This window comes from Desulfuromonas sp. TF (assembly GCF_000472285.1).
Lineage (GTDB): Bacteria > Desulfobacterota > Desulfuromonadia > Desulfuromonadales > ATBO01 > ATBO01.
Genome location: NZ_KI421421.1, coordinates 54,536 through 66,802, shown reverse-complemented (window position 1 = coordinate 66,802; position 12,267 = coordinate 54,536). Strand labels below are relative to the sequence as shown.

Annotated in this window: 9 protein-coding genes; 6 read left to right on the top strand and 3 right to left on the bottom strand. The window is 62.8% G+C overall.

From position 1 onward, the window contains the following. Positions 1 to 8: 8 nt before the first annotated feature. Both katG and DTF_RS0111500 read right to left on the bottom strand, forming a co-directional pair. Positions 9 to 2,204 (bottom strand): catalase/peroxidase HPI, encoded by a 2,196-nt coding sequence (gene katG / locus DTF_RS0111505; RefSeq protein ID WP_027715446.1) that lies wholly within the window; start codon positions 2,202 to 2,204, stop codon positions 9 to 11. Between the two features lie 132 nt (positions 2,205 to 2,336). Next, positions 2,337 to 2,972, bottom strand: coding sequence for a methyltransferase domain-containing protein (locus DTF_RS0111500; RefSeq protein ID WP_027715445.1), 636 nt, complete (start codon positions 2,970 to 2,972; stop codon positions 2,337 to 2,339). Positions 2,973 to 3,467: 495 nt separating this feature from the next. Between DTF_RS0111500 and DTF_RS0111495 the strand changes: the two genes are divergently transcribed. From DTF_RS0111495 to DTF_RS26575, 6 genes are all read left to right on the top strand, one after another. Beyond that, entirely contained in the window at positions 3,468 to 4,592 is a 1,125-nt protein-coding gene (locus tag DTF_RS0111495; RefSeq protein ID WP_027715444.1) for a cysteine desulfurase family protein, read from the top strand. A gap of 95 nt (positions 4,593 to 4,687) precedes the next feature. Beyond that, positions 4,688 to 5,116, top strand: coding sequence for a hypothetical protein (locus tag DTF_RS0111490; protein ID WP_027715443.1), 429 nt, complete (start codon positions 4,688 to 4,690; stop codon positions 5,114 to 5,116). Positions 5,117 to 5,323: 207 nt separating this feature from the next. Beyond that, the gene (locus tag DTF_RS0111485) at positions 5,324 to 6,568 is read left to right on the top strand and encodes a TolC family protein (protein WP_162148633.1); all 1,245 of its coding nucleotides are present in this window, start codon (positions 5,324 to 5,326) and stop codon (positions 6,566 to 6,568) included. 5 nt (positions 6,569 to 6,573) lie between these two features. Further along, complete coding sequence (locus DTF_RS0111480; RefSeq protein ID WP_027715441.1) at positions 6,574 to 8,076, top strand: efflux RND transporter periplasmic adaptor subunit; 1,503 nt, start codon at positions 6,574 to 6,576, stop codon at positions 8,074 to 8,076. Positions 8,077 to 8,136: 60 nt separating this feature from the next. Beyond that, complete coding sequence (locus DTF_RS0111475; RefSeq protein WP_027715440.1) at positions 8,137 to 11,244, top strand: efflux RND transporter permease subunit; 3,108 nt, start codon at positions 8,137 to 8,139, stop codon at positions 11,242 to 11,244. Continuing rightward, entirely contained in the window at positions 11,241 to 11,654 is a 414-nt protein-coding gene (locus DTF_RS26575; RefSeq protein WP_155890798.1) for a hypothetical protein, read from the top strand. The genes DTF_RS0111475 and DTF_RS26575 overlap by 4 nt, the downstream gene beginning before the upstream one ends. Here DTF_RS26575 and DTF_RS0111465 read toward each other — a convergent pair. Next, positions 11,601 to 12,266, bottom strand: a complete 666-nt coding sequence (locus DTF_RS0111465; protein ID WP_027715438.1) for a DUF1638 domain-containing protein — start codon at positions 12,264 to 12,266, stop codon at positions 11,601 to 11,603. The two genes, DTF_RS26575 and DTF_RS0111465, sit on opposite strands and share 54 nt — an antisense overlap. Position 12,267: the final 1 nt, after the last annotated feature.

Below are 12,267 nucleotides of genomic sequence, written 5' to 3'. Positions count from 1 at the left end.
TCGTATGATCAGGCGAGGTCGAAGCGATCAAGGTTCATCACCTTGGTCCAGGCCGCCACAAAGTCCTGGACAAACTTCTTTTGCGCGTCCGCGCTTCCGTAGACCTCGGCCAGAGCCCGGAGCTGGGAGTTCGAACCGAAGATGAGATCGACGCGCGTGCCGGTCCATTTGGCTTCGCCCGTCTTGCGATCGCGCCCTTCAAACCTGTCCTTGGCGTCCGACACCGCCTTCCACGTGGTGTTCATGTCGAGCAGATTCACGAAGAAGTCATTGGTGAGCGTCTCGGGTCGCCTGGTGAAGACGCCGTGTCGGGACTGTCCGAAGTTGGCATTCAGAACGCGCATGCCGCCGACCAGAGCCGTCATCTCCGGAGCTGTCAGCGTGAGCAGTTGTGCCCGATCCACCAGCAGCTCCTCTGGCGATACGCTGTACGCGGCTTTCTGGTAATTGCGGAACCCGTCTGCAACCGGTTCGAGTACGGCGAATGCTTCGACGTCGGTTTGCTTCTGCGACGCATCGGTGCGTCCCGGTGAGAAGGGAACGGTCACCTCGTGCCCGGCGTTCTTCGCCGCCTGCTCGACCGCCGCGCAACCGCCGAGGACGATCAGGTCGGCGAGCGAAACCTTTTTGCCGCCGGACTGGGCGTCGTTGAACGCTTTCCGGATGCCCTCGAGGGTTTCAAGCACCTTCGTCAGTTGCCCCGGCTGGTTGACCTCCCAGTCCTTCTGCGGAGCGAGACGGATGCGCGCCCCGTTGGCCCCGCCGCGATTGTCGGAGCCGCGGAAGGTCGAAGCTGAGGCCCAGGCGGTCGAAACCAACTCGGAAATGGACAGACCCGAAGCGAGGATCTTGCCCTTGAGGGCGGCAATGTCATTCGCATCGATCAGGTCATGGTCGACAGGGGGAACCGGGTCCTGCCAGATCAGCTCTTCTTCAGGCACTTCCGGCCCGAGATAGCGCGCGAGCGGGCCCATGTCGCGATGGGTGAGTTTGAACCACGCGCGGGCGAAGGCATCGGCGAATTCCTCAGGGTTCTGCTGGTAGCGCCGCGCGATCGGCTCATAGATCGGATCGAAGCGAAGGGAGAGGTCCGCCGTGGTCATCATCGGCCGGCGCTTCTTCGACGGGTCGTGCGCGCCAACCACCATGTCCTCTTCATCCACGTCCTTGGCCAGCCACTGATGCGCGCCGGCCGGGCTCTTGACCAGCTCATACTCGTATTTGAACAGGACCTTCAGATAGCCCATGTCAAACTTGGTCGGGTTCGGCTTCCAGGCCCCTTCGAGGCCGCTGCCGATCGCGTCATCTCCCTTGCCGCTGCCGAAGCTGCTCTTCCAGCCGAGCCCCTGCTCCTCGATGCCGGCGGCTTCGGGCTCGGGACCGACATGGGCGGCATCGCCGGCGCCATGGCATTTGCCGAACGTGTGCCCGCCCGCGACGAGAGCGACGGTCTCTTCGTCGTTCATCGCCATGCGCGCGAAGGTTTCACGTACGTCGCGGCCCGACGCGACCGGATCAGGATTACCGTTCGGCCCTTCCGGGTTCACGTAGATCAAGCCCATCTGCACGGCGGCGAGCGGATTCTCGAGCTCCCGGTCGCCTTCATAACGTTTGTCGGCAAGCCACTCGCCTTCAGAGCCCCAATAAATGTCCTCTTCCGGCTCCCAGACGTCTTTGCGCCCGCCGGCGAAGCCGAACGTCTTGAATCCCATCGACTCCAGCGCACAGTTGCCGGCGAGAATCATCAGGTCGGCCCAGGAGATTTTCTTCCCATATTTCTGCTTGATCGGCCAAAGCAGTCGACGCGCTTTATCAAGGTTCACGTTGTCCGGCCAACTGTTGATCGGCGCGAAACGCTGGGTACCGCTCCCGGCTCCGCCGCGGCCGTCGCCCGTGCGGTAGGTGCCAGCGCTGTGCCACGCCATCCGGATCATGAGCCCCCCATAGTGGCCGTAATCGGCCGGCCACCAATCCTGAGAGTCGGTCATCAGCGCATAGAGGTCCTCCTTCACAGCACCCAGGTCGAGACTCTTGAATTCTTCAGCGTAGTTGAAATCCTCGCCCATCGGATTGGACAGATTGGAATGCTGGTGCAGAATGTGAAGGTTCAACTGATTCGGCCACCAGTCCCGGTTCGACATGCCACGGCGGGTTAACTGCTTGCTCGTCCTGCCCGTTACCGGGCACTTGCTTTCTTCGTTCATGGACTGCTCCTATCTTTGAAGGGACAGTGGATCTCGGGCGGCGTGTAGATGGTGTAGATCCTCAGGGGTTAAAGCCCCTGCACTGTTACGAATAACTATTAACTAATAAACCTACCGCACAATGAGGTGTTGTCAAAGGCGGGAAGAAAAGATCGCCATCTGCGTCGAACTTCCGAGTGCCGGATCGACCGGGCCGATTTCATCAAAGACGGTTCGGTATCCATGTCGCCCGGCCACCCCCTCGGCCCACTTCCGGAACTTGCTGCGGGTCCATTCGAAGCGGTGGTCACGATGCCTGAAAGTGCCGTCCGGTATTCCATGGAGCACATTGTATTCGCTGTTCGGGGTGGTGACGAGCACGGTCTGTGGTCGGTAGCCTGCAAATACCGTCTGCTCCACGGCGGAAAGCCGATGGGGATCGACGTGTTCGATGGTTTCCACCATGACCGCGGCATCGAAGCCCGCGAGATCTTCAATAAAAGTCGTAAAGGAGGCGTGATGTAGAGAAAGGCGCGTGTCGTCCCAGACACAGTCTTCCGCGGTCAGCAGATGCCGCGCTTCGGCCAGTGCCTCCAGCGAGGTGTCGATTCCGGCGATCCGGATGAATCGTCTCTCGGCGGCCAGGCGAGCCATCAACTCACCAGGACCACAGCCCATATCGAGAACACTCTTGGCGTTGGCCTCCAATAAGGCATGGATTACCCTTTCCAGGCGTTCATCATGCAGGGAAGTCACCATTTCAGACCGCCCGTCGGTATACCTTTTCATCAAAAATAACCTTCCTTTACTCGTGCTCCGGGGTTTTCAGGAATTTCACCTCCGGCCACTGCCGCGCGCCCCTCGGCTGTTGGGTCAGCCGTGGTTGTGCAGGCCGATGATGTCCCCTGGGCAGGCCTCTTCGAGCAGTGCGGAGCGAGAAACATCAAATGCTTTTTGTTTGCCATGGATGCGAGAGTGCCGGGAAACTATGGCAGAGGGATTTTGCTGAAGGCGAGGCAGGCTGCGATAGTATGGTTATGTTTCTTAATCATGTTCTCCTGCGGATTGGATTCCGTTAAACAATATCCCAGCCGGGAAAAAAGTGCAACAGGCCTTCCTCTGCCGGCAGGAATGCATGGGAAAGGGGAGGGGTGAACGTCCCCCAGGTCCAAAAAATCCTTGCATCTGCAGGGGGAAAAAAGTTAGATGAGGTAAAGAGGTTTGATCTGGCGGCCTTCCATTTCGGGCTGCTTTCCAGCAAACCCGCACAGGACTTAGAACGACATGAAAGAAATCTACCTCGATTACAATGCCAGCACTCCCATCGCCCCGGAAGCGGTCGAGGCGATGCGCCCCTTTCTCACGCAGCACTACGGCAATCCGTCCAGCCTCCACTGGGCCGGCGTACCGGCGAAGGACGCGGTGGAGCAGGCGCGGGGGCAGGTCGCCGCCCTGCTCGACTGCGATCCCGCCGAGGTCGTTTTCACCAGCGGCGGCAGCGAATCGAACAACCATGCCATCAAGGGGGTCTTCTTCGCCCATCGGGAGCGCGGGAACCATATCATCACTACGGCGGTGGAGCATCCGGCCACCCTTGCTCCATGCCGCTTCCTGGAGAGTCTGGGGGCGAAGGTCACCGTCCTTCCAGTCGACCGCTTCGGCCGGGTCGATCCGGACGAGGTGCGTCAGGCGATAACCCCGCGCACAATCCTGATCACGGTGATGCACGCCAACAACGAGGTCGGAACGATTCAGCCGATCGCAGAGATCGCCACCGTCGCCCGCAATGCCGGGGTCCTGCTCCACACCGACGCCGCCCAGAGCGTCGGCAAGATCCCCGCCGGGGTCGATTCCCTCGGGGTGGATCTCCTTTCAGTGGCCGGGCACAAGGTCTACGCGCCGAAGGGGATCGGCGCCCTGTACATAAGGGAGGGGACGCGTATCGAGCCGTTCGTCCACGGCGCCGGGCACGAGAAGGGAAGAAGGGCGGGGACAGAGAGCGTGCTGCTGGCGTCGGCGCTCGGCGCTGCCTGCGAAGCGGCCCGCGGCTGGGTCGACGGGCCGAAGGTGCAGATGCTGCGCGATCGTTTCTGGGCCGCCCTGCGGGAGACATTCGGGGACCGGGTCACGCTGAATGGGCATCCGACGGAACGGCTCCCCAACACCCTCAACGTCAACTTCACCGGTCGCATCGGTGCGGAGATCCTGGGCCGGATGCCGCAGGTCGCCGCTTCCACCGGCTCGGCCTGTCACACCGGTTCGGTGACCCTCTCCCCAGTCCTTGCCGCCATGGGCGTCTCCCTGGAGGAAGGGATGGGAGCCATCCGGTTCAGCCTTGGCCGCACCACCACCTGGGAGGAACTGGAGGAGGTGCTTCGCCTCCTGCGCGAGGGCGGAGATCGCAAGTAGGAGGCGGGCCGCAGGTTTGCCTTGGATACCGGCGGCCAGGTTGATCGCTCTTGTAAAAGTCTCCCATTTTTGGTATTGTTTCAAGCATTGCATTCATGACGGGACATGAAGTGAAAAAAACCTCCTCCCCATTTCTTATTTTACTCGTCAGCCTCCTGGTCCTCCTGATGGCCGGGCAGGCGTTGGCTTCGAGTTTTGTCCTGTGCCTCGGAGAGAACGGTCACTCCGCCATCGAGCAGGCGGTCTCCGGCAAATGTGCGGCCGTTGAATCGACGTCCTGCGCCGCGGAAGAACTTTGCACCCATCACCATTGCCGGCCCTGCCAGGATATCTCCACCGACCTCGACTTCGTGCATGGCCGCTGGCAGGATTACGACCTTTCCTTATCAGCACTCCCGCCTGCCATCATCTCGATTGCACCTCCCGTTTTCATCCGCGACCTGACGGTTAACCTTTCTTCTCTGCCCCCGCCTCGCCCCTACCAAGCCCTCTGCGCTCTCCGTACCGTCGTCCTGCTGAATTGATCCTTCCGTCCAGCCCCTGATTCACCCACCGTCCCGCGGCCCAGGTCCGCCGGGATTCCTCACATTTACGTCCAAATCTGATTTTTTCCGGAGGTTTTCGCCATGCCGGACGTATTCCGTCGTGTATCAACGGTCGTATTCCGATTGTCCGCCTTGCTCCTGCTTGCGGGAACTTGCGCTGTCGCATCGACGCATGCCGAAGAATCGATGTTGTCAAAACCAGCTTCCGACGTTGAAAAAGGTGCGCTGACTTTGCGGGAGGTCCTTGCTCAGGCGTTGCTCAACAATCCCGAGCTGGATGTCTATTCCCAGGAAATACGCGCTCGCGAGGCCGAAGGACTGCAGGCCGGCTTGCGGCCAAATCCCGTTCTTTCCTTCGAAGCCGAGAACGTCTTCGGCAGCGGCCCGTTTTCCGGAACCGATGCCGCCGAAGGCACCCTTGCCCTTCATCAGACGTTCGAATTGGGAAACAAGCGCGATCTTCGCCGTCATCTGGCCGAGGCGGAGACGAGCATCGCGCAAAGCAACTTCGAACTCGCTAAAGCCAATCTTCTGGCCAGGGCCACCGACGGGTTTTTCGCCGTCCTCGCCGCCCAGGAGCGCTTGCGTCTGGCCGAGGAATTGACCGACCTCACGAAGCGGGTGCTGGACACTGTTGAGGAGCGCGTCGCCGCCGGAAGAGCCGCCGAGACGGAAGCCATCCGATTTCGCATCCAGCTTCGGGAGGGTGAGATTGCCCGCAACAAGGCCCGCCGTCATCTTGCCGCCGTCCGCAGCGGCCTGGCCACCCTGATGGGGCGGGATCGGGCCGAGTTCGATCATGCAGTCGGAGAGATGTCTTCCCTCTTCCCTCTGCCCGATCCGGCCCAACTGGAGAAACTGGCGACCGGGAGCCCGCGGATCGCCCTCCATGTCACGGAGAGTGAGCTCAGCCGCCGGGCGGTAAGTCTGGAGCAGGCCCGGCTGATTCCGGATCTGGATGTCGGTGTCGGCACCCGTCATTTCAGGGAGAGTGACGACACCGCGCTGGTTTTCGACCTTTCACTCCCTCTCCCCATTTTCGATCGCAACCAGGGGGCGATAGCCGCCGCCCGGAGTCGGCAGGCAAAGGCCCGGGCCGAGGAGCGCAGAGCCCTGCTGCAGGTAAGGGAAGCCCTGTCTGTGACCTGGCAGGAGATGAGCGCCGCACGGGAGGAAGCCGAGGGGTTGCGGGACGATATCATTCCCGCTTCCCGGCGGGCACTGGAAGCGGCCGAATACGGATATCGAGCCGGCAAGTTCGGCGTCCTGGATGTGCTCGATGCCCAGCGCACCTGGGTGGAAGCGAGGGAGCGTCATCTGGAGTCGCTGATCGCTTTTCACCGCGCCGCCGCCGAACTGGAGCGTCTGCTGGGAAGCTCGCTCGACCCCGGTCGATCATCCCTCACGCTCTCCGCCACAGCCAAGGAGTAACGCCCATGAAAAAGACGAAAAATCTGTTCATTTCTCTGCTCGTCCTTGTCCTTGCGGGCGGTTTTGGATGGGGGACTTACACACTTGCCGGCCCTTCCTCCTCCGCTGAGGGGGAGCATGCAGGGCATGGCCACGAAGAAGAGCAATTAAAGGGAGATCCCCATGGGCATGCCGATGCGCACGCCGCGCACGACGATCACGGGGATGAGGCCGAGGAAGAACTGGAAGGGCTGTTCAGTGCAGATGCCCCCTCTCGGGAAGCCCACCACGAGGAGGACGACGACCATCACGGAGAGGATCACTCGGATCACCCTTCCTCCCGGGCAACCGCCCCGCGGACAAATGATCCCCACGCCGGCCACGGCCATGGAGACGCCGGGGATGAAATCTGTCCCGAGCACAATATCGCCGAAGCGGAGGATGCTCTGTGCCAGCCCGACCTGGTCTCACATCTTCAACCCGGCGAGGGGCTGAAGGTTCGCCTGGCGGCCCCTGAAACGGCCGGCCGGATTGGCATCACCACCGCCGCGCCACTCCCCGTCGGCGAAGAAGGCGCCGCCTGGCCGGGGCAGGTCGCCTTCAATCGCGACCGCCTGGCCCGCCTCTCGGCGCTGGCCGGCGGCGCCGTGCGGAAGGTGCATGCAGGGCTGGGGGAGAGGGTCGCCGAAGGGCAGGCCCTGGCCGAGATCGCCGCTCCCGAAGCGGCGGGACTGCGGGCCGAGTTGTCGGCCGCGGAAAGCCGCCGGGGCCTCGCCGAAGCGGTCTACCGGCGCGAAAAGGACCTGCTGGAGAAGGGGATCACCTCCCGGCACGAATTCCAGCAGGCTGAAGCCGAATTCCATCAGGCCGAAAGCGCTGTCGTCCGGATTCGGCGACAGATGCACGATTTCGGCCTTGTCGACGGGGCCAGGGGGGCGGGGCTGCCGATCCGCGCCCCCTTCGCCGGCACCGTCATCGAGAGAACGGCGGTCGTCGGTGAGACGGTTGCCCCGGGGACGCCGCTCTTCGTCCTAGCCGACCTCAGTACCGTGTGGGTCGAGACCTCGGTCCCCGAGGAGGAGCAGCTTTCCGTTCGCCCCGGCATGGAGATCGTCGCCTCCTTCTCCGGGCTTCCCGGACGGGCATTCACGGGAGAGATCTTCTGGGTCGCCCCCGCCCTCGATGAGCAGACGCGCATGCTCAAAGTCCTGGCGCAGGTGGACAACGGCGAGGGGCTGCTGCGCAGCGGCCTTTTCGGCCAGGTGCGTCCGGCGGCGAAGACGGCCGGCGGAACCCTCGCCGTCCCCGCCGATGCCGTACAGACGGTGGACGGCAATCCCTTTGTCTTCGTGCGCCTGGAGGAAGATCTCTTCGAGTTGCGCCGGGTGACGACCGGGCGTCGGATTCGGGGGGCGGTGACGATTCAATCGGGTCTCCAGGCCGATGACCGGGTCGCCATGAGCCAATCCTTCTCTCTTAAGTCGGAGGTGCTGAGGGCACGTCTGGGGGCGTCATGCGCGGACCATTGATCCCGGGCCGCTCCGTAGAGCCGTCGGTCCTGTAAAAACCCTTGGGAAGAAGGATTTGCCATGCTTGAACGCCTGATCGATGTTGTGCTGAGGAACCGCCTGCTGACGGTTCTCCTCTTTGCTTTCGCCCTGAGCTTCGGCACCTGGGCACTGGCTAACCTGCCGGTGGACGCCTTCCCGGACACGACTCCCGTGCAGGTGCAGATCAATACCGTCGCGCCCAACCTGGGACCCGAGGAAATCGAGCGCCAGATCACCTTGGGCGTCGAACTCGCCATCGCCGGTCTGCCGGAGCTGCAGAGCGTTCGATCGATTTCCAAGTTCGGTCTCTCCCAGGTGGTCGCCACCTTCTCCGACGCCATGCCGGTCTACGATTCGCGTCAGCTCATCATGGAGCGGCTGGCGAGCGTCACGCTGCCGCCGGGGATTGACCGGCCGGAGATGGGGCCGATTTCCACCGGGCTCGGAGAGGTTTTTCATTATGTCCTGCGCTCGAAGGACCGCTCTCTCGATGAACTGCGCACCCTGCACGACTGGGTCGTCAAGCCCGAGATGCGAAAGGCCGCCGGCGTGGCCGAAGTCAATTCATGGGGTGGATTGGAGCGTCAGTATCAGGTGATTGTCTCCCCCGAACTGCTGGTCAAGTACGGCCTCACTCTCAAGGATGTTTTTTCCGCCCTGGAGGAAAACAACGCCAATGTCGGTGGTGGGCAGGTCACCTCCGGCGGCCAGACGATGCTGGTGCAAGGCCTGGGGCAGGTGACGGGTCTTGCCGAAGTCGGCAACATCGTCATCGCCGCTTTCGGCGGCGCGCCGGTGCGCATCCAGGATGTCGCCGAAGTTCGCTTCGGACACGAACTGCGCCTTGGCGCGGTGACGGCGCAAGGGGAAGGGGAGGTCGTTCTCGGTCTCGGTTTCATGCTCATGGGGGAGAACAGCCGAGCCGTGACCACCGCCCTCAAGGAGCGGCTGGAGATGGTACGGTCGGCCTTGCCCGCCGACGTGACGCTGGAAACCGTCTATGACCGCACCGATCTGATCGAGCAAGTCATCGACACGGTCAAGCATAACCTCCTTCTCGGCGCCCTGCTGGTCATCGCCATCCTCTTCCTGCTGCTGGGGAACCTGCGCGCAGGGCTCATCGTCGCCGCCGCAATCCCCCTGTCGATGGTCTTCGCCGCCCTGGGCATGCACGGCATGGGGATCGCCGCCAGCCTGTTGTCGCTGGGGGCCATCGATTTCGGCATTCTGGTCGACGGGTCCGTGGTCATGACCGAGGCCAACCTGCGTCGCCTCACCGAGCGACAGACCGAACTCGGCCGATCGCTGACGGCCGCCGAACGGACGGCCTGCATCGCCCAGGCGAGCAAGGAGGTGGTGCGCCCCATCTTCTTCGGCATGCTGATCATTCTCCTCGTTTTCCTGCCGGTGCTGACCCTTCAGGGGGTCGAGGGGAAGATGTTCAAGCCGATGGCCTGGGCTTTCATCTTCGCCCTGATAGGGGCGATGCTGGTGGCTATTTTTCTCACTCCGATTCTGTCCGAGCGTTTTTTACCGAAACGCCTGCGCGAGCGGGAAGGGCGTGTTGAAGGGGCGCTGCAAAAGAGTTATGGGGCGCTGCTGCTGCCGGTGCTGCGACGCAAGGGGGCGCTCTTCGCCGTCGTCCTCATTCTGGTCGCCGGCTCCGGAGGGCTCGCCCTGCGCCTCGGCGGCGAGTTCCTGCCTCGCATGGGGGAGGGGTCGCTGGTCGCCAGCGTGGTGCGCCTGGCAGGGGTCTCCGTCGACGAGTCGATCGCCTACAACACGCGGCTTGAAAAACTGCTGCGCGAGGAATTCCCTGACGAAATCAAGTACGTGTGGAGCCGCATCGGCAGCGCCGAGGTGGCCACCGACCCGATGGGGACCGAGCTGACCGATCTCTTCATGGCCCTGCATCCGCGCGACCGATGGACCAGAGCCGCAAACCAGACGGAGCTTGAGAAGCTGGTGGAGAAAACGATGACAGGCTTGCCCGGCATCCGCACCGTCCTCACCCAGCCCATTGAACTGAGGACGAACGAGATGCTCTCGGGCATTCGCGCCGATGTGGGGATCAAGGTTTACGGAGAGGATTTCGGCAATCTGGTCGCGTTGGGCGGAGAAGTCGAGCACCTGCTCGGCGACATCCGCGGGGCGAGCGACGTTTCGGTCGAACAGATCACCGGCCAGCCGGCGCTGCAGGTGCGCATCGATCAGGCGGCCATCGCCCGTCACGGCGTCGCCGCCCGCGAGGTGCTCGACATGGTCGCCGCCGTCGGCTCGCTGAAGGTCGGAGAGGTCTTCGAGGGGGAGCGCTCCTTTCCCCTGGTGGTTCGGCTTCCCGATGCCCAGCGTTCCGACGTGACGGCCTTGCTGGAAACCCTCATCCCGACCCGCAGCGGCGCGGTGGTACCGCTGGGAACGCTGGCCGAAATCACAGAGGAGGACCGCCCCTCGACCATCAACCGCGAATGGGGGCGGCGCCTGATCAAGGTGCAGGCCAACGTCCGAGACCGCGACATCGCCTCCTTTGTCGACGAGGCGCGGAAAAAGATAGCCGCCGAGGTGAGGCTCCCCGACGGCTACCTCATCGAATGGGGCGGTCAGTTCGAGAGCCTGGAGCGATCACAGAAGCGCCTGGCGGCCGTCGTCCCCATCACTCTGGCGCTGATCTTTCTGCTCCTCTATCTCAGCCTCAAAAATCTGCGCCATGTCCTGATCATCTACACCGGCATCCCCTTCGCCGCCGTCGGCGGCGTGCTCGCCTTATGGTTGCGCGGCATCCCTTTCAGCGTCAGCGCCGCAGTCGGCTTCATCGCGCTCTCCGGCATCGCCGTCCTCAATGGACAGGTGCTGGTAAGTGCCATCCGCCAGGGGGTGGAGCGGGGGGAGGACCTCTTCGCGGCGGTCACCGACGGCGCCCGCCGCCGCCTGATTCCGGTGCTGGCCACCGCCATCACCGATGCCGCCGGCTTTCTCCCCATGGCGCTCTCCTCCGGGGTCGGGGCCGAGGTGCAGCGCCCCCTGGCGACGGCGGTCATCGGCGGAGTTCTGACCTCGACACTCCTCACACTTTTCGTTCTGCCGGCACTTTATCTTCTCGTGGCGCCGAAACATGCAAATCAACCTATTCCACTGGAGGACGCATGAAGATGAAGATTCAAGTCGCCGCGATTCTCGCCCTCTCTTTTTTTGCGGGAGGGTGCGCTGCCTCGCGGCCCCTGGTTGAACCTGAACAGCAAATCCCGGTGGAAATTCGGCCGGCATCCCCGGTCGTCGTTTCCGAGGCTCAGGCGTTCCGTCAGGAGGGTGAAGTGCTGGTCAGCGGCAGTTTGAAGCGCCCGGTCCGGGTTCGCATGCCCGGTCATGTGGATGTGCTTTTCCTCCGATCCGACGGTTCTCGGCTTGACGAGCGCCAGATTAAAGTGGTCGGCCTGAATTCCCATCGCCACGGCCTGCAGGAGGTCCGCTTCCGAGCATCCTTGGACCTGGAGCTGCCGGCAGGTTCAAGCGCGGGTTTCTCCTATCACCGTTTTCCCCTGCCGCCGTTTTCCCCCTAATTCGGTTCCCGTCCGAGCCTTTCTCAACCAGGCGGCCAGCAGGGTGGTGTCGGCGGTGGTACATTCCAGGGTGAGTCCGAAATCCTTGCAGAAGGCCAAGGCCTTGTCCAGGAAGACCTTTCGATCCCCGACGCCGGTGTCGATGAAGAGCCCCCGCCGGTAATGGGTGAAAAGACGGCGGGCCATCTCCATGGGATCGCGGCCGTAACGGATGGCCCTGTCCAGCTTGAGTTCCTTGATCACCATATGGGCTCCGATTTCCGTCCATCCGGGAGGCATGAACCAGGTGCCGACCTCCCGGCGGACCTCCTCGGCGTAGCGCTCAGGGGTCAGCAGCAAGGAGATGCAGTCATCCACCTGGGGGAGGATGACTGGGAAATCGAACTCCTCGTCAATCCCGCGCAGGGATTGGCAGAAGCCGTAGCCGAGAAAGACGGCGTCCACCCGTTCCCCCAGCAGGCGGATCTCCTCCCTCAGCCGCTCCAGCATTTTCTGCGGATAACAGTGCTGGGCGGCGTCGAGGTAGATCACCTCGGCGGCTTCCGGAATCGACTTCAGAAGATGGTCGAGCTCTGGTTTCAGGGCAGTGCAGGCAATGATTCCCAGTCGCATG

Excerpts from the sequence above, each read along its gene's own strand:
- DTF_RS26575 (WP_155890798.1), top strand. The coding sequence starts at position 11,241 with ATGAAGATGAAGATTCAAGTCGCCGCGATTCTCGCCCTCTCTTTTTTT.
- DTF_RS0111485 (WP_162148633.1), top strand. The coding sequence starts at position 5,324 with ATGTTGTCAAAACCAGCTTCCGACGTTGAAAAAGGTGCGCTGACTTTG.
- DTF_RS0111500 (WP_027715445.1), bottom strand. The coding sequence starts at position 2,972 with ATGAAAAGGTATACCGACGGGCGGTCTGAAATGGTGACTTCCCTGCAT.
- DTF_RS0111465 (WP_027715438.1), bottom strand. The coding sequence starts at position 12,266 with ATGCGACTGGGAATCATTGCCTGCACTGCCCTGAAACCAGAGCTCGAC.
- DTF_RS0111480 (WP_027715441.1), top strand. The coding sequence starts at position 6,574 with ATGAAAAAGACGAAAAATCTGTTCATTTCTCTGCTCGTCCTTGTCCTT.
- DTF_RS0111475 (WP_027715440.1), top strand. The coding sequence starts at position 8,137 with ATGCTTGAACGCCTGATCGATGTTGTGCTGAGGAACCGCCTGCTGACG.
- DTF_RS0111495 (WP_027715444.1), top strand. The coding sequence starts at position 3,468 with ATGAAAGAAATCTACCTCGATTACAATGCCAGCACTCCCATCGCCCCG.
- katG (WP_027715446.1), bottom strand. The coding sequence starts at position 2,204 with ATGAACGAAGAAAGCAAGTGCCCGGTAACGGGCAGGACGAGCAAGCAG.
- DTF_RS0111490 (WP_027715443.1), top strand. The coding sequence starts at position 4,688 with ATGACGGGACATGAAGTGAAAAAAACCTCCTCCCCATTTCTTATTTTA.